This window comes from Ancylobacter sp. IITR112, assembly GCF_041415945.1.
Taxonomy (GTDB): domain Bacteria; phylum Pseudomonadota; class Alphaproteobacteria; order Rhizobiales; family Xanthobacteraceae; genus Ancylobacter.
This window is the reverse complement of record NZ_JBGCUS010000001.1, coordinates 1,878,707-1,902,667: the sequence shown is the minus strand read 5'-3', so window position 1 is coordinate 1,902,667 and position 23,961 is coordinate 1,878,707. Positions and strand designations below refer to the sequence as shown.

General features: G+C 68.4%; 28 protein-coding genes and 1 tRNA gene. 18 read left to right on the top strand and 11 right to left on the bottom strand.

Going from position 1 to position 23,961, the window contains the following annotated elements:
- The first annotated feature begins 5 nt into the window (after window positions 1-5).
- The 11 genes from nagZ (at window position 6) to AAC979_RS09210 (ending at window position 10,600) form a co-directional block, all read left to right on the top strand.
- Entirely contained in the window at window positions 6-1,034 is a 1,029-nt protein-coding gene (nagZ, locus tag AAC979_RS09260) for a beta-N-acetylhexosaminidase (RefSeq protein WP_371346547.1), read from the top strand.
- A 19-nt stretch (window positions 1,035-1,053) separates the two neighbouring features.
- Window positions 1,054-1,860 (top strand): ScpA family protein, encoded by an 807-nt coding sequence (locus AAC979_RS09255; RefSeq protein ID WP_371346546.1) that lies wholly within the window; start codon window positions 1,054-1,056, stop codon window positions 1,858-1,860.
- On the top strand, window positions 1,857-2,567 hold the full coding sequence (gene scpB, locus AAC979_RS09250) for an SMC-Scp complex subunit ScpB (RefSeq protein WP_371346545.1): 711 nt from the start codon (window positions 1,857-1,859) through the stop codon (window positions 2,565-2,567). Before AAC979_RS09255 ends, scpB begins: the two co-directional genes overlap by 4 nt.
- Window positions 2,568-2,602: 35 nt before the next feature.
- Entirely contained in the window at window positions 2,603-3,679 is a 1,077-nt protein-coding gene (locus tag AAC979_RS09245) for an ABC transporter ATP-binding protein (protein ID WP_371346544.1), read from the top strand.
- A 67-nt stretch (window positions 3,680-3,746) separates the two neighbouring features.
- Window positions 3,747-3,971, top strand: a complete 225-nt coding sequence (locus AAC979_RS09240; RefSeq protein ID WP_371346543.1) for a twin-arginine translocase TatA/TatE family subunit — start codon at window positions 3,747-3,749, stop codon at window positions 3,969-3,971.
- A 59-nt stretch (window positions 3,972-4,030) separates the two neighbouring features.
- Window positions 4,031-4,975, top strand: coding sequence for a Sec-independent protein translocase protein TatB (gene tatB / locus AAC979_RS09235; protein WP_371346542.1), 945 nt, complete (start codon window positions 4,031-4,033; stop codon window positions 4,973-4,975).
- Window positions 4,972-5,763, top strand: a complete 792-nt coding sequence (gene tatC, locus AAC979_RS09230; RefSeq protein ID WP_371346541.1) for a twin-arginine translocase subunit TatC — start codon at window positions 4,972-4,974, stop codon at window positions 5,761-5,763. Before tatB ends, tatC begins: the two co-directional genes overlap by 4 nt.
- 232 nt (window positions 5,764-5,995) lie before the next feature.
- Window positions 5,996-7,558 carry a serine--tRNA ligase gene (gene serS, locus AAC979_RS09225; RefSeq protein ID WP_371346540.1) on the top strand — a complete coding sequence of 521 codons (1,563 nt, stop codon included), beginning with the start codon at window positions 5,996-5,998 and terminating at the stop codon, window positions 7,556-7,558.
- A gap of 123 nt (window positions 7,559-7,681) precedes the next feature.
- Window positions 7,682-8,470: a 5'/3'-nucleotidase SurE gene (gene surE, locus AAC979_RS09220; protein ID WP_371346539.1), complete on the top strand. Its 789-nt coding sequence runs from the start codon at window positions 7,682-7,684 to the stop codon at window positions 8,468-8,470.
- 39 nt (window positions 8,471-8,509) lie between these two features.
- On the top strand, window positions 8,510-9,166 hold the full coding sequence (locus tag AAC979_RS09215) for a protein-L-isoaspartate(D-aspartate) O-methyltransferase (RefSeq protein WP_371346538.1): 657 nt from the start codon (window positions 8,510-8,512) through the stop codon (window positions 9,164-9,166).
- 339 nt (window positions 9,167-9,505) lie between these two features.
- Window positions 9,506-10,600, top strand: a complete 1,095-nt coding sequence (locus AAC979_RS09210; protein WP_371346537.1) for a peptidoglycan DD-metalloendopeptidase family protein — start codon at window positions 9,506-9,508, stop codon at window positions 10,598-10,600.
- 78 nt (window positions 10,601-10,678) lie between these two features.
- Here AAC979_RS09210 and AAC979_RS09205 read toward each other — a convergent pair whose 3' ends face one another.
- Complete coding sequence (locus tag AAC979_RS09205) at window positions 10,679-11,575, bottom strand: ATP-binding protein (protein WP_371346536.1); 897 nt, start codon at window positions 11,573-11,575, stop codon at window positions 10,679-10,681.
- Window positions 11,576-11,772: 197 nt separating this feature from the next.
- Between AAC979_RS09205 and yajC the strand changes: the two genes are divergently transcribed.
- From yajC to AAC979_RS09180, 5 genes are read left to right on the top strand one after another with little or no spacing between them, the layout of a single operon-like run.
- Complete coding sequence (gene yajC, locus AAC979_RS09200; protein WP_371346535.1) at window positions 11,773-12,114, top strand: preprotein translocase subunit YajC; 342 nt, start codon at window positions 11,773-11,775, stop codon at window positions 12,112-12,114.
- Between the two features lie 49 nt (window positions 12,115-12,163).
- The gene (secD, locus tag AAC979_RS09195) at window positions 12,164-13,762 is read left to right on the top strand and encodes a protein translocase subunit SecD (protein ID WP_371346534.1); all 1,599 of its coding nucleotides are present in this window, start codon (window positions 12,164-12,166) and stop codon (window positions 13,760-13,762) included.
- A gap of 16 nt (window positions 13,763-13,778) precedes the next feature.
- Entirely contained in the window at window positions 13,779-14,744 is a 966-nt protein-coding gene (secF, locus tag AAC979_RS09190; protein ID WP_371346533.1) for a protein translocase subunit SecF, read from the top strand.
- Between the two features lie 28 nt (window positions 14,745-14,772).
- Entirely contained in the window at window positions 14,773-15,150 is a 378-nt protein-coding gene (locus AAC979_RS09185) for an Mth938-like domain-containing protein (protein ID WP_371346532.1), read from the top strand.
- 38 nt (window positions 15,151-15,188) lie between these two features.
- On the top strand, window positions 15,189-16,073 hold the full coding sequence (locus tag AAC979_RS09180; RefSeq protein WP_371346531.1) for a phytoene/squalene synthase family protein: 885 nt from the start codon (window positions 15,189-15,191) through the stop codon (window positions 16,071-16,073).
- On the opposite strand, the gene kdsA is transcribed toward AAC979_RS09180, so the two are convergent.
- The gene (gene kdsA, locus AAC979_RS09175) at window positions 16,070-16,936 is read right to left on the bottom strand and encodes a 3-deoxy-8-phosphooctulonate synthase (RefSeq protein WP_371346530.1); all 867 of its coding nucleotides are present in this window, start codon (window positions 16,934-16,936) and stop codon (window positions 16,070-16,072) included. The two genes, AAC979_RS09180 and kdsA, sit on opposite strands and share 4 nt — an antisense overlap.
- A gap of 29 nt (window positions 16,937-16,965) precedes the next feature.
- Window positions 16,966-17,988 (bottom strand): SIS domain-containing protein, encoded by a 1,023-nt coding sequence (locus AAC979_RS09170; protein WP_371346529.1) that lies wholly within the window; start codon window positions 17,986-17,988, stop codon window positions 16,966-16,968.
- A 228-nt stretch (window positions 17,989-18,216) separates the two neighbouring features.
- On the opposite strand from AAC979_RS09170, the gene AAC979_RS09165 reads away from it, so the two are divergent.
- Complete coding sequence (locus AAC979_RS09165) at window positions 18,217-19,329, top strand: AI-2E family transporter (protein WP_371346528.1); 1,113 nt, start codon at window positions 18,217-18,219, stop codon at window positions 19,327-19,329.
- 102 nt (window positions 19,330-19,431) lie between these two features.
- Window positions 19,432-19,508, top strand: a tRNA-Asp gene (locus AAC979_RS09160).
- Window positions 19,509-19,522: 14 nt separating this feature from the next.
- Here the strand turns inward: AAC979_RS09160 and AAC979_RS09155 are convergent.
- The 8 genes from AAC979_RS09155 to AAC979_RS09120 are packed head-to-tail and all read right to left on the bottom strand — an operon-like array spanning window position 19,523 to window position 23,913.
- Window positions 19,523-20,764, bottom strand: a complete 1,242-nt coding sequence (locus AAC979_RS09155; protein WP_371346527.1) for a hypothetical protein — start codon at window positions 20,762-20,764, stop codon at window positions 19,523-19,525.
- Between the two features lie 10 nt (window positions 20,765-20,774).
- The gene (locus AAC979_RS09150) at window positions 20,775-21,065 is read right to left on the bottom strand and encodes a hypothetical protein (protein WP_371346526.1); all 291 of its coding nucleotides are present in this window, start codon (window positions 21,063-21,065) and stop codon (window positions 20,775-20,777) included.
- Window positions 21,055-21,540 (bottom strand): thermonuclease family protein, encoded by a 486-nt coding sequence (locus AAC979_RS09145; protein ID WP_371346525.1) that lies wholly within the window; start codon window positions 21,538-21,540, stop codon window positions 21,055-21,057. The genes AAC979_RS09150 and AAC979_RS09145 overlap by 11 nt, the downstream gene beginning before the upstream one ends.
- Window positions 21,537-21,761 (bottom strand): hypothetical protein, encoded by a 225-nt coding sequence (locus tag AAC979_RS09140; protein WP_371346524.1) that lies wholly within the window; start codon window positions 21,759-21,761, stop codon window positions 21,537-21,539. Before AAC979_RS09140 ends, AAC979_RS09145 begins: the two co-directional genes overlap by 4 nt.
- Window positions 21,751-22,395: a hypothetical protein gene (locus AAC979_RS09135; protein WP_371346523.1), complete on the bottom strand. Its 645-nt coding sequence runs from the start codon at window positions 22,393-22,395 to the stop codon at window positions 21,751-21,753. The genes AAC979_RS09140 and AAC979_RS09135 overlap by 11 nt, the downstream gene beginning before the upstream one ends.
- On the bottom strand, window positions 22,388-22,633 hold the full coding sequence (locus tag AAC979_RS09130) for a hypothetical protein (protein ID WP_371346522.1): 246 nt from the start codon (window positions 22,631-22,633) through the stop codon (window positions 22,388-22,390). Before AAC979_RS09130 ends, AAC979_RS09135 begins: the two co-directional genes overlap by 8 nt.
- A 1-nt stretch (window position 22,634) precedes the next feature.
- A complete protein-coding gene (locus tag AAC979_RS09125) occupies window positions 22,635-23,765 on the bottom strand; it encodes a hypothetical protein (protein WP_371346521.1) in 1,131 nt (376 codons plus the stop codon).
- A complete protein-coding gene (locus tag AAC979_RS09120) occupies window positions 23,755-23,913 on the bottom strand; it encodes a hypothetical protein (RefSeq protein ID WP_371346520.1) in 159 nt (52 codons plus the stop codon). Before AAC979_RS09120 ends, AAC979_RS09125 begins: the two co-directional genes overlap by 11 nt.
- Between the last annotated feature and the right edge of the window lie 48 nt (window positions 23,914-23,961).

Sequence of the window (23,961 nt, the reverse complement as noted above, 5' to 3'; positions counted from 1 at the left end):
GCGGCATGAACTCCTTTCCCGCGCCGCGCGCCTTCATAACCGGCTGCGCCGGTACAAGGCTCACGCCTGACGAGACGGCCTTCTTCGCGCAGGCGGCACCGTGGGGGCTGATCCTGTTCCGCCGCAATGTCGAAGACCCCACACAGGTTGCGGCCCTCGTGGCTGCGTTCCGCGCGGCGGTCGGTCGTCCGGACGCGCCGGTGCTGATCGACCAGGAAGGTGGGCGGGTGCAGCGCCTCGCGCCGCCGCACTGGCCTGCCTATCCACCGGCCGAGGTGTTCGCCCGCCGCGCCGAGGCCGGTGACAGCGCCGGAGCGGCGGAGGCCGCGCGTCTCGGCGCCCGGCTGATGGCGGCCGATCTCGCCGCGCTCGGCATCACGGTGGACTGCGTGCCCTGCGCCGATCTGCGCCTGCCGGAAGGCCATGGCATCATCGGCGACCGCGCCTATGGCACCACGCCGGAGCAGGTGGCGCATCTGGCCCGCGCGGCGGCGGAAGGCTTGATGAGCGGCGGCGTGCTGCCGGTTCTCAAGCACATTCCCGGCCATGGCCGCGCCCGCGCCGACAGTCATGAGAGCCTGCCCATCGTCGAGACATCCCGAGCCGAGCTGGAAGCGACCGATTTCGCCCCGTTCCGTGCGCTGGCCGACCTGCCGCTCGGCATGACCGCGCATGTCGTCTACGCCGCCATTGATCCCGACCGACCGGCCACGACCTCGCCGACGGTGATCGCGGATGTGATTCGCGGCCATATCGGCTTCGACGGCGCGCTGATGAGCGACGACCTGTCCATGGGCGCGCTGGCCGGCTCGCTGGCGAGCCGGGCGGAGGCATCCTTCGCCGCTGGCTGCGATCTGGCGCTGCACTGCAATGGGCGCCTCGACGAGATGATGGAAGTCGCCTCGCGCTCCCCGGTTCTGGCGGGTGAGGCGGCGCGGCGCTGCGCGGCGGCGCTGGCGCGCCGTGTCGCGCCCGGCGCGCTTGCGGCGGATGAGGCACGGGCGCGTTTTTCGGCTATGATCGCGGCGTCCTGAACGTCGCCCGCGGTCCCGCATGGTTCAAAGCCAGTTCACTTTCGATGCCGACGCCACGCGCCAGGCCGATGAGCCCGCGCTGGTGGTGGATGTTGACGGCTTCGAAGGGCCGCTGGACCTGCTGCTGGCGCTGGCGCGCACGCAGAAGGTGGATCTGCACCGCATTTCCATCCTCCAGCTCGCCGAGCAGTATCTGCATTTCGTCGAGGAGGCGCGCCGCATCCGGCTGGAACTGGCAGCCGACTACCTCGTCATGGCGGCATGGCTGGCCTATCTCAAATCGCGCCTGCTGCTGCCCGATCCGCCGAAGGAGGAGGGCCCGAGCGCGTCCGATCTCGCCGCCGACCTCGCCGAGCGTCTGCGCCGGCTGGAACAGATCCGCGCCGCTGCCGCCCATCTCGCCACCCGTGACCGGATCGGCCATGAGGTATTCGCGCGCGGCGCGCCGGAGCCGCTGCAGGCGGCCGGGCCCATCGTCTATGAGGCGACGCTGTATGATCTGCTCGCCGCTTACGGTGCCCAGCGGCAGAAGATGGCGCTGTCGCAGGTACGTTTCCCGCCCCGCAGCGTCATTTCGCTGGCGGAGGCGCGCGAGCGGCTGGAACGGCTGCTTGGGCGCCTGGCGCTGCATGGCGAATGGGCGCGGCTCGACGGTTTCCTGCTGAACTGGATCGGCGATCCCAAAATGCGGGCCACCGCGCTCGCCTCCGGCTTTTCCGCGACGCTGGAAATGGTGCGCGAGGGCTTGATCGACGTGCAGCAGGAGGAGAGCTTCGCGCCGATCTGGATCCGCAGCCGCCGCGACGTGCCGGAGGAGGGCGCATGAGCGCCGACGCCGCCCGCAGTCAGCGGCCCGAGCCCGAGGAGGAGGCCCCACCCGCCCGCGCCCCCGACCTTCGGCTGCTCGAAGCCATGCTGTTCGCCGCCGGCGAGCCGCTGGAAGAGGCGGTCATGGCCGCGCGCCTGCCGGAGGGCGCCGACGTGCGGGCGCTGCTCGCCACGCTCGCGGCCGATTATGCCGATCGCGGCTTCAATCTGGTGCGGGTGGCCGGCAAATGGATGCTTCGCACCGCCCCTGACCTCGGTTTTCTGCTGGCACGCGACAAGCCGGAGCCGCGCCGCCTGTCCCGCGCGGCGCTGGAGACGCTGGCGATCATCGCCTACCACCAGCCCGTCACCCGCGCCGAGATCGAGGAAATTCGCGGCGTCTCCACAAACAAGGGCACGCTCGACGTGCTGCTGGCCGCCGGCTGGGTGCGGCTGCGCGGGCGGCGGCGCAGCCCGGGGCGGCCGGTGACCTATGGCACGACGGAGACCTTCCTGGTCCATTACGGGCTCGACACCATCCAGGACCTGCCGGGTCTTGAGGAACTGCGCGGCACCGGCCTCATTGATTCGCGCGTCGCGGCCGGGCTGACCGTGCCGCTGCCGAGCGATGCGCCGGACCTGAAGGATGACGAGGACCCGCTGGAGCCGGAGTTCGAGCTGTCCTTCGCGCCCGAGCCGGACGGCGACGACGATTCCGACGAGTAAAGGCCCCCCGCATGCTGACAGAATCAGGAACCGCCATGTCTCCGCCCTCCCGCACGCCGGTCTCGCTTGCCAGCCGGCTGGTGCTGGAAGAGGTCCGCCACGGCTATGGCGAGCTGGAGGCGGTACGCGGCGTCAGCCTCACCGTGGAACCGGGCGAGATCATCTGCCTGCTCGGCCAGTCCGGCTGCGGCAAGACCACCCTGCTGCGGCTGATTGCCGGCATTGAGCGGCCGAGCCACGGGCGGATCCTGCTCGACCGGCAGGTGGTAGCGGGGCCGGAGGCGTTCGTGCCGCCGGAAAAGCGCGCCATCGGCCTCGTGTTTCAGGACTATGCGCTGTTTCCGCACCTCACCAATGTGGAGAACGTCGCCTTCGGCCTGCGCCGTCTCGGGCCGGCGGGGGCGCATGACGAGGCGATGCGGGCGCTGGAGCGGGTGCGCCTTGCCGCCTATGCGGAAAACTATCCACATGCTTTGTCGGGCGGCGAGCAGCAGCGTGTCGCACTCGCCCGCGCGCTCGTGCCACGCCCCGGCATTCTCCTTATGGACGAACCGTTTTCCGGCCTCGACAGTCGGCTGCGGGCCAGTGTGCGCAGCGAGACGCTGCAGGTGCTGCGCGATGCCCGCGCCACCTGCATCATTGTCACCCATGACCCGGAAGAGGCGATGCGGCTCGGCGACCGCATCGCCCTGATGCGCAAGGGCCAACTGGTTCAGATTGGCGCGCCGGAAGAACTCTACCGCCAGCCTGCTGACGTTGAAGTGGCACGGTTCTTCTGCGAAATCAATGAGATAGAGGGCGTCGTTCGGGGTGGGCGCGCCGTGACCGCGCTCGGCAGCTTCCCCGCGCCCGGCCTTGCCGAAGGGGCCATTGCGACGGTCGCCATCCGCCCGCAGGGGCTGGAACTGAAGGCCCCGGGCTCCGGCGTGCGCGGCCGAGTCGTCCATCACCGCTTTCTCGGCGAGCTCGATCTCTATGAGGTGGCGGTGGAGGGGCTGGACCGGCCATTGGTCGCACGCCGCCGTCCGACCGCCGGCCTATTACGTGGGCATGACGTCGGAGTGAACATCGAGCCGGCCGAGGTTCTTGTCTTCGCCACGGGCCGGCCCTAGTGTCCGGATTGAATTGCGATGCGCGGCCGCGAGGGGCCGGCGGCGCTTCGGGCAAGGGAGTTTTGTGATGGGTTCTCTGAGCATCTGGCACTGGATCATCGTGCTGGTGGTCGTGCTGCTCCTCTTCGGTCGCGGTAAGCTGTCCGAGCTGATGGGCGATGCCGCCAAGGGCATCAAGGCGTTCAAGAAGGGCATGGCGGATGACGAGGACACGGCGGCCAAGCCGGCCGAGCCGGCGCGCTCGCTCGATCACCAGCCGAAGGTGGAAGCCGAGCGGACCAAGGTCGGCTGATAGCGGCCTCGCGGCGTCTTGATCGGGGAGGGCCGCCCAGCAGCGGCCCTGCATGACCTATGCTTGATATCGGCTGGACGGAATTTCTCGTCATCGGCGTGGTCGCCCTCGTGGTGATCGGGCCGAAGGAATTGCCGCGCGTGCTGCGCACGGTGGGACAAGGCGTGCGCAAGCTGCGCCATATGGCCGGCGAGTTTCAGGGGCAGTTCAATGAGGCGCTGCGCGAGGCGGAACTTTCGGATCTCAAGGACAGTGTGAGCGGGCTGCGCAACGATCTGTCCGGTCTGGCCAGCAATGCCCGCGACTCGATCGCCCAGGCGATTCCCGCCGGTTCGCTGCCGACCAATCCGCTGCAGGATATCGAGACCGAGCTGAAGGCGCCGACCGGCAGTGTCGAGACCGGCACCGGGCTGGCCCCACCCGCCGATGACACGCCCGCCGCGCCCGGCGATCTCGAGCCGCACCCCTTCGAGACGGTGGAGGACGAAGTGCGCAGCGCCACCGAGGGGCTGGCGTCGGCCGCCCCGGAGGCCACGCCGGCCATTGCCGCCCCGGCTTCCGGCGCGCCGATGTCCGCCGCTCCGGCCATCCCTTCGACGGCCGCTCCTGCCGCGTCCGCTCCTGCCGCGTCCGCTCCTGCCACGGCCGCTCCTGCCGGTGCGGCGGCGCCAGCCGTGACAGGCACGGCGCCCGCTGCCCCGCGTCCGCCTACGGCTCCCGAGCCGACGGTCGCTTCCTCGCCCGAGCCCGCCGCGCCGGCCGCCAAGCCTGGGCGCGCGCGCAAGGTGGCGTCGGTTGCGGCTGCCGCGCCGGCGGAGTCCGCTCCCCGCCGCGCCCGCAAGCCGGCGGCGCCGGCCGGTGAAGCGGCGAACGCTGCGGAACCCGAGGTCTCCGAAGCGGTTGCCTCGCTCGATCAGGCCCCGGCCCGGCCGGCGGTCAAGCGGGCCGCCAAGCCGCGCGTCAAGGTCAAGCCGGCCTCCGGCGATGAAGGGCCGGCCACATGAGCCAGGAAGAGATCGACGCCTCGAAGGCGCCGCTGATTGAACACCTGATCGAACTGCGTTCGCGGCTGATCAAGTCGCTGATCGCCTTCTTCATCGCCTTCTTCGGCTGCTTCATGCTGGGGAAGTTCATCTACAACATCCTGCTCTGGCCCTATGAGTTCGCGGCCGGCGGCACCGAGCACGTCAAGCTCATCTACACCGCGCCGCAGGAATTCCTGTTCACCCAGATCAAGCTCGGCATGTTCGGGGCGGCGTTCATCTCCTTCCCCATCGTGGCGACGCAGATTTACATGTTCGTCGCGCCGGGGCTCTACAGCCACGAGAAGAACGCCTTCCGCCCCTATCTGATCGCGACACCGGTGTGCTTCCTCATCGGCGCGGCCTTTGTCTATTTCGTCGCCATGCCGCTGGCGATGACCTATTTCCTCTCCATGCAGCAGATGGCCGGGCCGGGTGCGGCCGAGATTTCGATGCTGCCGCAGGTCAGCGAGTATCTGTCGCTGATCATGACGCTGATCTTCGCCTTCGGCATCTGCTTCCAGTTGCCGGTCATCCTCACCCTGCTGGCGCAGATCGGGGTCGTCACCTCGGACCAACTGAAAAAGGCGCGGCGCTACGCCATTGTCGGCGTGTTCATCGCGGCGGCGGTGCTGACGCCGCCGGATGTGGTGAGCCAGTTCGCCCTCGCCATTCCGACCCTGCTGCTCTACGAGGTGTCGGTCTTCCTCGTGCGCATGGTCGAGAAGAAGAAGCGCGCGGCGGAAGCGGCGGCCGACGCGGCCGTGTGAGGCGACGAGCCGTCATCCCGGAACGGCCGGCGGGCCGTATCCGGGATCGCGTGACGTTATGGGAGACGATCCCGGCTCTCGCTTTGCTCGGCCGGGATGACGGCTGGGTGAGATGACCGCTCGCCCCCACGCGCTTTCGCCACGCTCGCCCTTGTCCCCGCCGTCCCGATTGGCTACGTCCCTCACGTTCCGGCGCGAGGCCGGGAGCGGCGCGTTTGAAGGCGAGACAGCCATGCACGACATCAAGTGGATCCGCGAAGAGCCGAACGGGCTCATCAACGCGCTGGTGCGGCGCGGGACCGATGCCTCGGAAGCGCAGGCACTGGTAGAGGGGCTGATCGCCCTCGACGAGACCCGCCGATCCGGCATCGTCCGGCTGGAAGAGCTGCAGGCCCGCCGCAACGCCGCCTCCAAGGAAATCGGCGCCGCCAAGAAGGCCGGCGAGAACGACCGTGCCGAGGCGCTGATGGCCGAGGTCGGGGCGCTGAAGACCGACATTCCGGCTCTGGAAGAGCAGGTGAAGGCGGCCGAGGCCGAACTGCACAACCGCCTCGCTGCCATTCCCAACGTGCCGCTCGACGTGGTGCCCGAGGGCAAGGACGAGCACGACAATGTCGAGATCGCCCTCGTCGGCCAGAAGATCGGCTTCCCCTTCGTGCCGAAGCAGCATTTCGAGATCGGCGAAGGCCTCGGCCAGATGGATTTCGAGGCGGCGGCCAAACTCTCCGGCGCGCGCTTCGTGGTGCTGAAGAACAAGCTGGCGCGACTGGAGCGCGCCATCGGCCAGTTCTTCATCGACACCCATGTCGACGAGCATGGCTATACGGAAGTCGCGCCGCCGGTGCTGGTGAACGACGCGGCGATGTTCGGCACGGCGCAGCTGCCGAAGTTTGAAGACGATCAGTTTTCAGCGTATTCGAGTCTCCCGAACAAAAACGTCGTACCTTTCCTTAACCGACTTCAAGAAAGCATAAATACACTCGGCAAGCAAAACGAGCTGCTTAAGTCGATTAAAATTCCACCTATCGAAATTGAAACGCTTCTTGTGGATGCGTCCCCCCCGAAAGTTGGTGATCCGGCAACGCATTTTAAAATTGATGATCTGTTCGCTGAATATCAGTTTGTCTTCAACGGTATGTTCGAGGCGAATCGCTCTCTGTTCGAAATGATGCGAAGCCGAAGCAATAGTTTCTGGCTCATCCCCACCGCCGAAGTGCCGCTGACCAATCTCGTCGCGCAGTCCATCCTCTCGGAGGAAGAGCTGCCGCTGCGCTTCACCGCGCTCACCCCCTGCTTCCGCGCCGAGGCGGGGTCGGCGGGGCGGGATACGCGCGGCATGATCCGCCAGCACCAGTTCAACAAGGTGGAGATGGTCTCCATCACCACGCCGGAACAGTCGGCGGACGAGCATGAGCGCATGCTCGCCTGCGCGCAGGCGGTGCTGAAGAAGCTCGGCCTGCATTTCAGGGTGGTGACGCTGTGCACCGGCGATATGGGCTTCGCCTCGGCTAAGACCTATGACATCGAGGTGTGGCTGCCGGGGCAGAACGCCTTCCGCGAGATTTCCTCCTGCTCCACCTGCACCGATTTCCAGGCGCGGCGGATGAATGCGCGCTACCGCCCGGCGGGCGCCAAGGCGCCACGCTACCTGCACACGCTCAACGGTTCGGGCGTCGCGGTCGGCCGGGCCATGGTGGCGATCCTGGAAAATTACCAGAACGAGGACGGTTCCGTCACGGTGCCTGACGTGCTGGTGCCCTATATGGGCGGGCTGACGCGGATCGAGCGCGTCTGATCCGCCGTCATCTCGGAATCGCCGTCAGGCGATATCCGGGATTGCGTGCCGAATGGAGAGCGATCCCGGTGCGGCGGCTCTGCCGTCGGCGGGATGACGCCAAGTGAAGAACTGAGGAGCAGCATGCGCATCCTGGTGACGAATGACGACGGCATCCACGCGCCGGGGCTGGACGCCTGCGCCCGCATCGCCCGGGCGCTGTCCGACGATGTGTGGGTGGTGGCGCCGGAATTCGACCAGTCGGGCGTGTCGCATTCGCTCTCGCTGTCCGATCCGCTGCGGCTGCGGCAGGTGGAGGAGAAGCGCTTCGCGGTGAAGGGTACGCCCACCGATTGCGTCATCATGGCGGTGCGGCACATCCTTGCCGACCATAAGCCCGATCTCGTGCTGTCCGGCGTCAATCGCGGCCAGAACGTCGCCGAGGATGTCGGCTATTCCGGCACGGTGGCCGGCGCGATGGAAGGCACGGTGCTTGGCATCCCCTCCATCGCCCTGTCGCAGGCCTATGGCTTCGAGACGCGCAAGGCGCCGCCCTATGATGTGGCCGAGCACTGGGGCCCGCAGGTGGTGCGCACGCTGCTGGAGGAGGGCATCCCGCCCGGCATCGTCGTCAATGTGAACTTCCCCAACCGCCCGGTGGACGAGGTGCGCGGCATCGCCGTCACCGCGCAGGGCCGGCGCGACCAGGACCTGCTGCGCATCGACGCGCGCAATGACGGCCGGGGAAATCCCTATTACTGGATCGCCTTCGAGAAGCGTATCTTCGAGACGGTGAACGGCTCGGACCTGCACGCGCTCGACGAGGGCTGCATCTCCGTCACGCCGCTGCGGCTCGACATGACGGACGAGCCGATGATGACGCGGCTGGCGCAGGTCTTCGCCAAGCCCGCCGCGGACGCGAAGCCGCGCTGAGCCGGGGCCACCGGCGCGGGCAGGGCAGGGAGGTCGCCCGTGAGCGGCGCCGAGAAGGACGAGGATCTGCAGCGCGCCGAGCTGCTGCTGGCGCTGCGCAAGCGCGGCCTGCGCGACTGGCAGGTGATGCGCGCCATGGAGCAGGTGCCGCGCGAGCGTTTCGTCGAGCCGGCCTTCCGCCCCATCGCCTGGCGCGATCTCGCCTTGCCGCTCGATTGTGGCCAGACCATCAGCCAGCCTACCGTGGTGGCGCTGATGACCGAGGCGCTGGAACTCGGCCCGTCGCACAGCGTGCTGGAGGTGGGCACGGGCTCGGGCTATCAGGCCGCCATCCTCGCCAGCATCGCCGGCCATGTGGTGACGCTGGAGCGCTTCCGCACTTTGGCGGATTCGGCCGCGCGCCGGCTCGCCTCGCTCGGCTATTCCAATATCGAGGTGCTGGTCGCCGACGGGCGCGAAGGCGCGCCCCAGCGCGCGCCGTTTGACCGCATCGTCCTCACAGCCGCGGTGGAGGAAGTGCCGCCGGCGCTGTTCGACCAGCTTGCCATGGGCGGCATCCTCGTCGCGCCGGTCGGCCCGCCCGAGGCGACCCAGTTGCTGATGCGCTACCGGCGCGGATTGCAGGGGCTGGAGACGCGCGAACTGGGCCGCGTGCGCTTCGTGCCGATGCTCGCAGGTGTGGCGGTAGTGCTGTAGGAATGCCGGGAATCCGCCACTTTTCCTGAGTTGTCCGGACCCGCTTAAGCGGCTGTTTACCTGTACGACGCATTAATCTTCCCGAGTCCAGCGTTCGGGTGGGGTGCGATGCGTAAGTTTCTGAAGGTGTCCGGTAGCGGTCCCCTCATGCGGATTTCCGCGGTCGCCCTGATGGCGGCGGGCATGGCGGCATGCAGCGCCGATTCCGCCCGGTTCAGCAGCAATCCCAATAGCAACCCCTTCGCGTCGTCGCCCGCCTATACGGGGTCCGTCGCCGCCGCGCCCACCGGCGCAGTGCAGAGCGCGCCCATGGCTGGTGCTCCGATGGCTGGTGCTCCGATGGCTGGTGCTCCAAATGGCGGCGTGCCCCTCGCTCCCGTCGGTCAGCAGGTCGCCAGCGCCTATCCCCCGGCGGGCGCGACGCCGGCGCCCTATGGTGCGCCCGCTCCCTATGGCGCGCAGGCCGCCTATGGTGCTCCGGCCTATGGGGCGCCTGCCTATGGTGCCCCCGCCGCCCAGACTTCGCCCTATGGCGCGCCGGCCGCCCCCACCCATGTCGCCGCCGCGCCGACGCAGCTTTCCCCGCCGGCGCCTGCTCCGGCGGGCTATGGCGGCACCCAGCCGCTTTATGGCACCCAGCCGCAGCCTCTCGCCGCCGCGCCGGCCCCGGTGCGTACGCCCGCGCCGCAGGTGGCGGCATCCGGCGGCAGCCATGTCGTGGCGCCGGGCGAGACGCTGAGTTCGATCGCGCGAAATTACGGCGTGACCCGCACCGACCTCGCCAACGCCAATGGCATCGACTTCAACACCATGGTGCGTATCGGCCAGAAGCTGACGATTCCCGGCGCGACGGGCGGGGCGGTGATCGCCGCTGCGCCCAAGCCCGCCGCCGCGCCGGCCACGCCCAAGCCGACGCCGGTGGTCGCCACCGCTCCCGCCAAGCCGGCGGCGGCGCCGACGCCGGTCGCGCAGGCTCCGGCCGGGCCGAAGCCGCAGACCATCGCCGCCGTCAAGCCCTCCGAGACGCCGGACGAGATCCGCACCGCGGCGGCCGGCCCGCAGTTCCGCTGGCCGGTGCGCGGGCGTGTCATCTCCGGCTTCGGGCCGAAGCCTGGCGGCCAGCAGAATGAGGGCATCAACATCTCGGTGCCGGAGGGCACGGCGGTGAAGGCCGCCGAGGATGGCGTCGTCGCCTATGCCGGCAGCGAGCTGAAGGGCTACGGCAATCTGGTGCTCATCAAGCACGCCGACGGCTGGGTGACCGCCTATGCCAATAACAGCGCGCTGGAGGTCAAGAAGGGCGACAGCGTCAAGCGCGGTCAGGTGATCGCCAAGGCCGGCCAGACCGGCAACGTCACCTCGCCGCAGCTTCACTTCGAAATCCGCAAGGGTTCGCAGCCGGTCGATCCCTCGCAATATCTCGCCGGCCTCTGAGCCGCGCCTTCTCCTTCCCGGCGGAGCGCCAGCGCTCCGCCGCTCGTTTCCGGCGCGACGTTTGGACCTTGGCGCCGGTCAGCGCGGGGCGGCCGGGGGTTCGGACAAGGACACGCCCAGCCGCCCCGCGACATCCTGCACATATTGCCACGCCGTCCGGCCCGAACGCGCTCCGCGCGTGGTCGACCATTCCAGCGCTTCCTGGCGCAGCGTCTCCGGCGCGATCGGAATGGCGAAATGGGCGACATAGCTCTCGATCATCGCGAGATAGTCGTCCTGGCTGCATTTGTGGAAACCGAGCCACAGGCCGAAACGGTCGGACAGCGAGACCTTCTCCTCCACCGCTTCGCCCGGATTGATCGCCGTCGAGCGTTCATTCTCCACCATCTCGCGCGCCAGGATATGGCGGCGGTTGGAGGTGGCGTAGAAGATCACATTTTCCGGCCGCCCTTCGATGCCGCCTTCAAGCACGGCTTTCAGCGACTTGTACGAGGTGTCGTCGGCGTCGAAGGACAGGTCGTCGCAGAAGATGACGAATCGGAACGGGGCCGGCCGCACCAATCCCATCAGCAGCGGCAGCGTTTCGATATCCTCGCGGTGGATTTCCACCAGCTTGAGCGGCGGCTTGCCCTCGCGCGCCATCTCGGCATTGACCGAGGCATGCGCGGCCTTGACCAGCGAGCTCTTGCCCATGCCGCGCGCGCCCCACAGCAGCGCGTTGTTGGCCGGCAGGCCGCGGGCGAAGCGCAGCGTGTTGTCGAGCAGCAGGTCGCGGGTGCGCTCAATGCCCTTGAGCAGTTCCATCTCCACCCGGCTGACGCGCGGCACCGCAGCAAGGTGACGCTCGTCGGCGTGCCAGATAAAGGCGTCGGCGGTGGTGAAATCGACGCCCGCGGGTCGGGCGGGCGCGATGCGTTCCAGCGCGTCGGCGATACGGGTGAGAACGGCGCCGAGATCGTCCGGTGTGTGGGTCATGGTCAGGCTCCTCCGTCCGCCGGCATAGTCCCTGCGGCGCCGGCGGACAAGCAGAACCGTAACGTCGGGTACGCTCCCCGCCGTTCGGGGCGCGCGCAGTGCGGTGAGGGCGTTTGCAATCGCCCGGCGCGTCAGTATAGTCCGCGCCGCTTCGCCGGGCCTTTCGCCCGCCTTCGATCGACGGACAAGGAACCGACATGTTGATTACGCCCGCCTACGCGCAGGCCGCCCCCATGGGCGGCGGTACCGACATGCTGATGTCGCTGCTGCCCTTCGTGCTGATCTTCGTGATCATGTATTTCCTGATTCTGCGTCCGCAGCAGAAGAAGGTGAAGGCGCATCAGGAAATGGTGAAGAGCGTCCGGCGCGGCGACACCGTCGTCACCTCCGGCGGTCTCATCGGCAAGGTTTCGCGGGTGATCGACGACAGCGAGATCGAGCTGCAGCTTTCCGAGGGCGTGAAGATCCGCCAGCTCCGCGGCATGATCTCCGAGGTTCGCGCCAAGGGCGAGCCGGCCAAGGAAGAGACCGAGTCCTGACCGCTGACCTCTTGCGGCCGTGACCGTTAGGACGGCCGGAAGGAACCCCATGCTTTACTTCTCGAAATGGAAGGCGTTCGCGATATTGGCGGTTTCGGCCATCATCTGCCTGATGGCCGTGCCGAGCCTGTTGTCGCCAGCCGCCTATGACAGCCTGCCGAGCTTCCTGCAGCGCAAGATCGTGCTGGGCCTCGACCTTCAGGGCGGGTCCTACATCGTCCTGCAGGTCGATGCCCAGTCGGTGCGCAAGATCCGCCTCGAACATCTGCGCGACGATGCCCGCCGCGTGCTGCGCGACGCCAAGATCGGCTATACCGGCCTCGCCATTCAGGGCGATGCGGTGCAGGTGCGCATTCGCGACGGCCAGGATGTCGACGCGGCGCTGACCCAATTGCGCGCCCTTGCCCAGCCGCTGGGCGGGCCGATGTCGACCAGCGGCCAGCTCGACACGGATGTGGCGCGCGACGGCAACACCATCTCGCTGACCCCGACCGCTGCCGGCATCCAGTCGCGCACCATCCAGGCGGTGTCGCAGTCCATCGAGATCATCCGCAAGCGGATCGACCAGCTCGGCACCACCGAGCCGTCGATCCAGCGCCAGGGCGCCGACCGCATCCAGGTGCAGGTGCCAGGCCTGCAGGATCCCTCGCGCCTGAAGGCGCTGCTCGGCCAGACCGCGCAACTCACCTTCCGCCTCGTCGACAACACGATGAGCCCGCAGCAGGCGCTGCAGGGGCGCGCGCCGGCCGGCACCGAAGTGCTGTATTCACAGGACAACCCGCCGGTTCCCTATCTCATCGAGCAGCGCGTGCTGGTCGCCGGCGAGGACCTCACCGACGCGCAGCCGAGCTTCGATCCGACGACGCGGGAGCCGGTGGTCACCTTCCGCTTCAACACCAATGGCGCGCGCCGCTTCGCCGAGGCGACGCAGGCCAATGTCGGGCGGCCCTTCGCCATCATCCTCGACAATCACGTGATTTCCGCGCCGGTGATCCGCGAGCCCATTCTGGGCGGCTCCGGCCAGATCAGCGGCAATTTCACCGTGCAGCAGGCGAACGATCTCGCCATCCTGCTGCGCGCCGGCGCGCTGCCGGTGCCGCTGCAGGTGGTGGAAGAGCGTACCGTCGGCCCCGGCCTCGGCGCGGATTCGATCCGCGCCGGCCTGATCGCCTCCATCGTCGGCGCCACGCTCGTCGCGCTGTTCATGATCGCGACCTATGGTCTGTTCGGTCTCATCGCCAATATCGCCGTGGCGATCAATGTCGGCATGATCTTCGGCGTGCTGGCCATGCTCGGGGCGACGTTGACGCTGCCCGGCATCGCCGGCGTGGTGCTCACGGTGGGCATCGCGGTCGATTCCAACGTGCTGATCTATGAGCGCATCCGCGAGGAGGCGAGGGCGGGACGCTCGGCGATCTCCGCCATTGACGCGGGCTTCTCCCGCGCGCTGGCGACGATCCTCGATTCCAACATCACCACCTTCATCGCGGCAGCGGTGCTGTTCTATGTCGGTTCCGGCCCGGTGCGCGGCTTTGCCATCACCTTCGGCATCGGCATTCTCACCACCGTCTTCACCGCCTTCACGCTGACCCGCCTTATGGTGGCCCTGTGGGTACGCTGGCAGCGCCCGCAGCGCGTGCCGATCTGAGAAAGGCGAGCTCGCCATGCGTCTGCTCCGCATCGTTCCGGACGATACGACTTTCGACTTCATCCGCTTCCGGCGGATCAGCTTTCCGATCTCGGCCCTGCTGTCGATCGTGGCGCTGGTGGCGTTCTTCACGCTCGGGCTGAATTTCGGCATCGACTTCAAGGGCGGCACGCTGCTCGAAGTGCGTTACGCCAACAACACGCTGAACATCGCCGATGTGCGTTCGCGGCTTGAATCGCTCGACCTCGGCGAGGTGCAGATTCAGGAAATCGGCAGCGAGGGCGAGGTGCTGATCCGCGTTGCCCAGCAGCCGGGCGGCGAGCAGGCGCAGCAGGCCGTGGTCGGCAAGGTACGGGCCGCGCTCGGCGACGGGGTGGAATATCGCCGCGTCGAAGTGGTGGGCCCGCGCGTCTCGCAGGAATTGCTGAGCTACGGCATTGTCGGCCTGATGATGGCGGTGTTCTGCATCCTCGTCTATCTCTGGTTCCGGTTCGAGTGGCAGTTCGCCCTCGGCGCCTCGATCGCCAACTTCCACGACATCGTGCTGACCATCGGGTTCATGGCGATCTTCCAGATCGACTTCGACCTGACCAGCGTCGCCGCGCTGCTGACCATTCTCGGCTACTCGCTGAACGACACGATCGTCATCTATGACCGCATCCGCGAGATGCTGCGGCGCTACAAGAAGATGCCGACCGAGGAACTGCTCAACGCCTCGATCAACTCCACCCTGTCGCGCTCGGTCATCACCCATGTGACGGTGACGCTGGCGCTGCTGGCGCTGGTGCTGTTCGGCGGGCGGGCGATCCATTCCTTCTCGGTGACGATGATGTTCGGCGTGGTGCTGGTCGGCACCTACACCTCGATCTTCATCGCCTCGCCGTTGCTGATCTATCTCGGCGTCTCCACCCGGGCGATGGCGGAAAAGGCGGAGAAGGAGGCCAAGAGCCCCAACGCCAAGGCGGAACGCCTCGCGCCGTGAGCCGGACGGCCAGCGGGAGCATGGGGTGATGGCGTCGCCCGATGCCCATCTCCCCCGCCAGGTGCCGATCGACGGCTATGGCCGCGGCGGCTTCCATTTCGCCGGCATGGCCTCTTCCGGCTCGATCCTGGCGCTGCCCTCGGGCATCCATGCCTGGTCGGCCGTCGCGCCGCACGACATTGACGAGGCGGCGCTGGCGCGGGTGCTGGCGGAAGCGGGCGGGATCGACCTCCTGCTGATCGGAACCGGCGCCGACCCCTGGCCGTTGCCCGAGGCGCTGCGCTGGCGCCTGCGCGATGCCGGCCTGTCGGTGGATGTGCTGCCGACCCGCTCCGCAGCCTCGACCTATAATGTCTTGCTGGCGGAAGGCCGTCCGGTCGCGGCGGCACTGCTGGCGCTGCCCTGACGGCGCCCTTCCTCGCGCCAACCTCGCGGACCCGCATGATGAGCCGCCCGAGCCTCACCACGCCGACGCAGTACTGCGCCGCCCTGCTGCGCGATCTCGACCGCGACCGCTATATCGCCGACCTGTTCGCGCCGGCCGAGCGGCGCGGTGCGCTGTTCGCGCTGCACGCCTTCAATGCCGAGGTGGCGCGGGTGCGCGAGGCGATCACCAATCCGTTGGCCGGCGAGGTGCGGCTGCAATGGTGGCGCGACGCCCTCAACGCGAATGGGCAGGGCGACGTGAGCGCCAATCCGGTCGCGGCGGCGCTGCTGGAGACCATCGAGACCCACCGGCTCCCCCGCGCCAGCTTCGAGGCGCTGCTGGAGGCGCGCACGTTCGACCTCTATGACGACGCCATGCCGACGGTGAACGATCTCGAAGGCTATGCCGGCGAGACCTCCTCGGCGCTGATCCGCCTCGCCACGCTCGTGCTGGCGCCGGAGGCCGGCCCGGCCTCGGCGGAGGCCGCCGGCCATGCGGGGGTGGCCTATGCCGTCACCGGCCTGCTGCGCGCCTTTCCCGTGCATGCGCGCCGCGGCCAGTGCTACCTGCCGCTCGATCTGCTGAATGCCCACGGCCTCAGCCGCGAGGATGCGGTGTCGGGGCAGGCAAGCCCGGCGCTGAGCGAGGTGTTCGCCGCGCTGCGGGCGCTGGCGCGCCGGCATTACCAGGCAGCTATGACGGCGATGGCGGGCGTGTCAGCGGCTGAACTCCCGGCCTTCCTGCCGCTGATGCTGGTGCCGGGCGATCTCGACCGCATGGAGCGGCCGCACGACCCCTTCCAGGCCGTGCCGGCGGCGCCGGCGCTTGCCCGGCTGTGGCGTCTGTGGCGGGGCGCCGGCGTGCTCGCCAGGGCCGCCCGCGCCGGCGGGGCCGCGCTTTAGTTGGCGCGGTCCTTCGCTACCCGGTCGAAGGCCTGAAGCCGGGCGACGAGCGCTTCGAACTGGTTGAGCGGCACCATGTTCGGCCCGTCGGACGGCGCCTTGTCCGGGTCGGGATGGGTTTCGACGAACACGCCGGCAATGCCGACCGCCACCGCCGCCCGCGCAAGCACCGGCACGAATTCGCGCTGGCCACCGGAAGAGGTGCCCTGTCCGCCCGGCTGCTGCACCGAATGGGTGGCGTCGAAAATGACCGGCGCGCCCGTCGTCTCGGCCATGATCGGCAGGGCCCGCATGTCGGTGACGAGGGTGTTGTAGCCGAAGGACACGCCGCGCTCGGTCACCAGCACGTTCGGATTGCCGCTCTCGAGCAGCTTGGCGACCACATTCTTCATGTCCCAGGGGGCGAGGAACTGCCCCTTCTTCACATTGACCACGCGGCCCGTCGCGGCGGCGGCGATGAGCAGGTCGGTCTGGCGGCAGAGGAAGGCGGGGATTTGCAGGATGTCCACCACCTCGCCCACCGGCGCGCATTGGTCGTTCTCGTGCACGTCGGTGAGGACAGGCATGCCGTAGCGTTCGCGAATCTCGGCGAAGACGGGCAGGGCGGCCGTCAGGCCCATGCCGCGCGCGCCCTTGATCGAGGTGCGATTGGCCTTGTCGAAGGAGGTCTTGAACACCACGCCGATGCCGCGCCGTGTGGCGATTTCCTTGATCGCGGCGGCGCATTCCAGCGCATGGGCGGCGCTTTCCATCTGGCAGGGGCCGGCGATCAGCGCCAGCGGCAGATCATTGCCGAAGCGCACATCGCCAAGGGTAACCACGGAATTGGGGGTAACCACGGAATTGGCGCCGGAGCCGCTCATGAACTGTTCCTTGCAATCGGCCCCGCGCGTCAGACGACGCCGGCGCGCAGAATGTCGTGAATGTGGAGAATGCCGACCGGCTTGCCCTCGCTGACCGCGAAGACGACGGTGATCGGCACCGGGCGGCGATTCATCAGCCCCAGCGCGGCGCTGGCGAGTTCCAGCGGATCGACGACGAAGGGGGAGGAGGTCATGACCTTCTCCACCGGCGCCGCCAGCAACGCGCCGCTCATATGCCGGCGCAGGTCGCCATCGGTGACGATTCCGGTGAGCCGGCCCTCGCCGTCGACCACGCCGCAGCAGCCGAAGCGCTTGCCAGTGATTTCGATCAGCACCTCGCTCATCGGCGTGCCGAGCCGCACCAGCGGCATTTCCGCTTCCTGGTGCATGATGTCGGCCACTTTCAGCAGCCGGGCCCCGAGCTTGCCGCCGGGATGGAAGACGCGGAAATCGGAGGCGGAGAAGCCCCGGCGCTCCAGCAAAGCCACCGCCAGCGCGTCGCCGATGGCGAGCTGCATCAGCGTCGAGGTGGTGGGAGCGAGACCGTTAGGGCAGGCTTCCTCGACACGCGGCAGCACCAGCGCGACATCCGCGGCGCGGCCGAGCGTGCTGTCCGCATTGGAGGTGATGGCGAGCAGCGGCACGGCGAAGCGGCCGGCATAGTGCACGATGTCGCCGAGCTCGGAGGTTTCCCCCGACCACGAAATGGCGAGCAGAACGTCGTCGGGCGTTACCATGCCGAGGTCGCCATGGCTCGCCTCGGCGGCGTGCAGGAACAGGGCGGGCGTGCCGGTGGAGGCGAGGGTAGCGGCGAGCTTGCGCCCGATATGGCCGCTCTTTCCCATGCCCGTGACGATGACGCGGCCCCGCGCGCCTTCGATCAGCGCGATGGCGTTCTCCACCGCGTCGCCGAGTTCCGCCTCGATGGCGGCGCTGAGCGCGGCAAGGCCCTTGGATTCGATGGCGAGGGTGCGCAGCACCCGCTCGCGCAGCCGGTCGTCCCGCGAGGGCAGGGCGGCGGCGGAGGTTTTCTGAGGCTGGGCCGTGCCCAAGGCGGATCTCCCTTGCTCAGGACAACGGGGCGCGCCGCGCCCGGCCGCCCGTCAGCGCCACGCTGGGCGTCAATAAGCGCCAAATGCCGGCGATGCAATGGAGGAGCCCGGGAACCGGCGCTGCCGCCTGCACGTTGGGGGCGCAGTGCGGGCACCGGGCCCCGCATGGGGGGCAGTGCGCGCGACCGCCCGATTTGGGGCGCGCTGCGCGGGGATGGAGGCAGGGCGATGGATATGGCGCGCGGCGTGGCCGGCTCGGCAGTGGAGGCGCGCCGCCCTCCCTCGACCGAGGGCCGGACGGAACGGCTGTGGCGGCGCTGCACCCAGATCGCGGTCATCGCCAGCGCGGTCGTCATTCTCGCCGCCGCTCTCGTCATCGCCAGCGCGGTACTTATCCCCATCGTCGCCGCCGTCATCATTGGCAGCGTGATCGGCCCGGCCATTGAGGGGCTGGCCAAGCGCGGCGTGCCGAGCTGGCTCGGTTCGCTGCTCATCGTGGTCGGCATGGCCGGCCTCATCTATGGCCTCGCCGTGGCACTGGCGGCGCCGCTGGCGGAATGGACCGCCCGGGCGCCGGAGATCGGCGCCATCATGAAGGAACGATTCGCGGCGCTGAGGCCGGTGGTGCAGACGCTGGCCTCGGTGGTCGAATCGATACAGTCGCTCGGCCGCGCCACCGAGAGGGCGCCCATGGTGGTCGAGGTCGCCGATTCGAAGATGCTGGAGAGCCTGCTCTCCATGGTCACGCCGGTGATCGGGCAGTTGATCCTGTTCCTCGGCTCGCTGCTGTTCTTTCTCGCCGGCCGGGTGCAGATCAAGCGGCGGGTGGTGCAGGTGATGACCCCGCGCCAGACGCGGCTGGCCGCGCTGCGGGTGTTTCGCGAGATCGAGGAGCGACTCGGCGCCTATCTCGTCACCGCCACCTTCATCAATATCGGCCTCGGCCTTGCCACCATGGCGATGACCTGGGGGCTCGGCCTGCCCAATCCGCCGCTCTGGGGCGTGCTCGCCTGCGTGCTGAACTATGTGCCCTATGTCGGGCCGGCGGTGACGACGCTGATTCTCGCCGTGGCGGGAATCGTCACCTTTCCTGGAATCGTCGAGGCCCTGCTGCCCGCCGCCGCCTTCCTGTTCCTTACCAGCTTCGAGGGTCAGTTCCTGACGCCGATGATCGTCGGGCGCCGCGTCTCGCTCAATCCTTTCGCGGTGTTCCTGTCCATGGCGCTGTGGACCTGGCTGTGGGGCCCGGCCGGTACGTTCCTTTCCGTGCCCTTGCTGATCGCGGCCATGGCGCTTGTGGATGGCATTCTGGCGAAAAGCCGGCCGCACCTGCCGGGCTGAGACTATTCACAGCCTGTGCGGCGGGTGCGCTTGACACCCGCGAGGGCGTGCCTTAACACCCGGCCCACTCGCTGCGGGGCCCGGTGCTTCGGACCCGCGCCGGGGGGTGTAGCTCAGTTGGTTAGAGCGCCGGCCTGTCACGCCGGAGGTCGCGGGTTCGAGCCCCGTCACTCCCGCCATTCCCTTCAAGCACTTACAGCTGATGTCGGGTTTTCCGTGACACTCGCTTGACCGGCGCCGTGACACTTTCTGTGTCCTTTTGTTCCCGTATCCTCGCTCGTCCGATCTCGCGTGCGTCGTCGACTTGGCGCACCGTGGCAATGTGGACCGGCGCATAGGTCTTCTGCAGCCGGGTGGATGCAGACAGGGTGTTCGCCATCTTGGCCGACACGCTGCCGGGGCTGGCGCCGCCGGCGAAGGCCTCGACGGTGCCCGAGCGGCGCATGTCCGCCAGCTGGCGATTCTCACCCTCTCCGAACACAGCGGCCCGGATCGCCGCGAAGTCCTTGCCGAGCTTGTCCTTGCTGTAGGGGCGGGGGAGCCATCGCCGCCCGCCGGCGGCTGTCGGCTCAACATGGCGGGTGCGGAAGATGGCCGCGTTGTCGAGGAGGTCGAAGCCCAGACCGCGCAGATAGGCGGTGAGCACGGCCTCTGACCAGCGTGAGAGCGTCGCAGCCGCCGCCCGGCCCGTTTTAGCTCTCTCTACCGCGAAATAGGTCCCGGCGCCGTCCTGGCGCCTCTGCGCGGCCGTGAGGGTGCGCAGGTCGACCGGGGAGAGCTGGCTGTCCCACGCGACTGCCATGCAGGCAGCAAGCCCGCGATAGCCGAGGCGCCAAGCGCGCTGGACCAGCTGCTTCACTTCCCGATCCGTCCATACGTCCCCGCGCGGCTGCGGAGCGGTGTTCGGCATCGCCATCGAGGGATCGGCGCCGGTCGCGCAGTAGCCCATGACGGCCATCTTCTTCCACAGGGCTCGCCAAACCTTGATGGTGCGGAAGGCCTCGCCCTCTGAAACTTTCTCGGCGACGCGACGCCGGAAGCCCTGCATTTCTTCCGGCTGAATGGTGCGGGGGTCCACATCCCCGAAAACCGGCTCGATCCAGCGCCAAGCACGGGGCCAGTCGTCGCGGCTTGCGCGCTCTGAAGTCCAGACTATGGCGCGAGCCTTGCGGTCTTCCACACGCATTGCCATGGCGCGGCGATAGCCGTCGCCAACGCTGCCGGCGGGGTAGGACACGCGGACGCCTGGGGCAGGAGTGCCACGCCGGGCCCTGTCCCATTCGGTATTGAGAGCCAAGGCGCGCAATCGGTCGGCATCGGTCAGCACGCGACCGAAGGTCACCAGCCGGAAGCCATGGATCTTCATCGCGCGCGTCGGCCGCCAGCGCCACTTGCCCTGCACGAAGACGAGGTAGCGGATCTTGTCGGCGCCCAAGGGTGCCCCCTCACAAGTTGGCAAGGCGCTCGCTGAACACCTGGCGAGAATCGCGCGCGGCCTGCGGCCCGGTCAAGGCTGAACGCCGATCCATCCATCCATCGATGGCCTTGAGGTCGTACATGCCCGTCGTCGGGTCAGGCTGGGGAAAGCCGCGCGCATGCAACGCCGGCCGTGCAGCCTCAAACTCGGCGGACGTAAGGTGGAGCCTACGCGCGGCCTTGGACGGCGGCACGTCGCGCGGCTCGACGGGAAAGCGGACTCCCGGCGACCGGGGCGATTGCTGGCTGTCAATGCCCATCGTTCGTCCCCCCAGCGGTTCCTCGGTCTCCTATGTTTGCCCCACACCCGCCAGCCCGGCGCGGGCACCGGCCGTTGGGGCAATCGTAGGGCCGCGCCATGCCGGCGCTGATCATGGCGGCGGTGACATCGCGCCCGCCGGCCGTGATGGTCGCCAGCGTCCGGCCGTAGCGGTCAGGGCGGGGCAGGCGGGCGACGGTCAGGCAGCGCCGCGCATCGGCCCGGGCGAGCTCGCCACATGCCGCCGAGAGGAGCCTGATCAGAGCCGCCTTCGCCTCCAGCCCGCGCCGCAGTTCGGAGTCGCACCGGGCCTGGCGCGTCTCCGGGGCGTCCATGCCGACGATCCGCACCACCTCGCGCGGCTTGCCCGGAGCGGTCAGCACGATGGTGTCGCCGTCGGTGACATAGATCCCGGCGAGGGCAGGGGCCGGCAGTGTCAGAGCGAAAGCGAGCGCGAGCGTCTTGAGGGTGCTCATGTGTCGCCCTTCTCCTCCAGCGCCGCGCGGGTGGCGGGGGGCACGCGGGCAATTTCTCCACCGGAACTCTCATCGAGCTTGATAGCGGTCTTGTTCAGCACCCACACGGCATATCCGGCGCGCACAGCGTCATCCGCTGCGTCGCGCCATCTTGCGCGGACGGGGCTGGGGCCGGCGCGACCGTCCACCCGGAACTGATACAGAGCCACCTCACTCCCCATCGCGCCCTCCTGCGGGAGGTGCGGGGGCGGGCTGGCGGGGCATCCACATGCGGCGGGTGCTCATCGAGCGCCACCATTCGCCGTCGGCTTCTCGCTCCGTCACCCACCATTGACCTTCCTCGAAGCTGGCGAGCCATATCGGCGACCCGTCGCTCGGGCAGTCGTCTAGGCTTCTCCACCCCTCCGCCTCCCCCTTGTCGGCGAGGGCGCCAGAAAGCGCGCGGATGTCCTCTATCGCCCCGCGCAGATCAATTGTGTTGCGGACATGGCGCCGTATGATCCTTTCAGCATCGTCCATGGCATCCCTCCTCGCCTCGGCGCGGATCGCTGCCGCGTCGATGGGGTGGGTGTAGAGGGTCCGCGTCTGTGTCTCAAATTGGGGATGGTCTTCCGGGGGGAAGACACCGTCGAACCAGCCTTCCCACTCGCCCCAATCGCCCCCAACAGGGCGGAAGCGGGCCCGATACTGCACCACCGGCTCAGCCGCCGGAGCGGGCGGGGAGGCGGCGAGAGCGGCCTTGATCGCATCGACGAATGCAGGGCCGGGGCCGAGTTTGCCGCCATGGCGTGCGTGCCAAGCACCCCATGCCGCCGCGATCATCTCCGGCTTCACCTCGGTCGGTGTGTCAGTCATGGGGCGTGTCCTCCCTGCGCTTCTGCTCTGCGAAGCCAGCCTCCGTCAGCGACCAAACCGCTTCTCGACCCTCGCGCTCAAACGCGATGAAGCCCTTCTTGCGGTACTTCTGGATAAGGCGGTCAGCTGGCCGGTAGGCGGCATCGTGGTTGCCGTGCAGGCCGGAGAAGGTGAACGGCTCGCCGTTGAAGATGCGCCGCTCAAGGCGCGTGATGAGGTTGTCGTGCTCTGTCGCCATCTCACCCTCCCGCCTTGGCCGGCGCGAGCGCGGCGGCTGCCATGTTCAGCGTGTCGTCGAGGAACTGCGACGGGTAGTGCGAGCCGTCATTGTCGATATCGTCGCAGAGTTTTCCCTCGTCGTTCGCCTGACAGAACCTCCCCACGATCACGCGCAGCCGCTCCACCTCGGCCTTGAGCGCGACGCGCTCGGCTTCGGCGGTCGTGGCGCGGGCGGTCCACCCATTCATTAACAATGGGAGCCTTTCGTCTCGCTGCACGATCCCTTCGCGCGCCTCCCAAGTCGCTTTGCGCCAGCCGTCCACCTCGGCCTCCAGGGCCTCGATACGGGAGGCGAGATCGCGAAGCAGCACAATGGTCCGCGTGACCTGCTCAAAGTCGCCGGCCTCTGCCGCAGACGTAGCAGTGGCTTTCGCCCGCTCCACCAGATCGCCCGCCCCTGCGGGGGTGGGGGTGCCGAAATGATCCTCGGCTTCTGCCTGGGGCATGCCACCCTGCGCCGCATGGTGGATCGCGTGGGCGCGCACCGTGTTGATCGTTTCGTCGCTGATGACCGGCGCGTGGGTGGCGCCATCGCGCAGATAACGGTCTTCGGGCGCTTCCTCCTCGATCAGCACTGCGTGCGCGGCGAACATGGCGGCGAGAGCGACGCGCTTCGTCACCTCGTCATTCGGCCGCGCGATCCATGCGCTATGCTCATCAAGGATCGCCTCAACGCGCTTGTAGAGAGGTCCCGGGACTTCCGCCCCCTCCTGCGCCCCGGCGGGTTCGAGGGAGGCACCTTGAAGGTGGTGCATGATACCGCGTAGCGCCGACTTGGCCGGCGTGTCGCCCTCATAATCGTGGTACTTTTCTAGGTACTCGCTGATCATGTCGGCGCCATACACAAGGCTTTCGACCAGGCTCTGCACCACCTCCCGCCTGGCCATGGCCGCCTGCATGGCGCGGGCGCCGAGGAGCGCGGCTTCGACCTTCCGGTGCGCGTAATAGGAGGCGGCGTAGTCATCGAGCGTCAGGGCGTGTGTGCCCGAGAGCGTCATGTCGCCATTGTCGTTGAAGATGCGGTTGGCGAACGGCCGCAGCGCCTTTTCTGCGCTTTCCAGCACCTTCACCGGGTCCAGTTCATCGGGCATTGCACGCTCCATAGGTATGGGTATTGAGCGCGGCAGCGGGCCGGGCGCTCCAGATATCGGGGTTCAGGGTCATCGAGCCGGCGATCAGCAGGGCGCCAATGGCGGCGCACACCAGCCCGGCGCGGATGCTCTCGGGGGTCTGGCTCACCGGCTCCCCTCCTGCGCGGCGGGGTGGGTGCGCTTCGGAGACACGGCA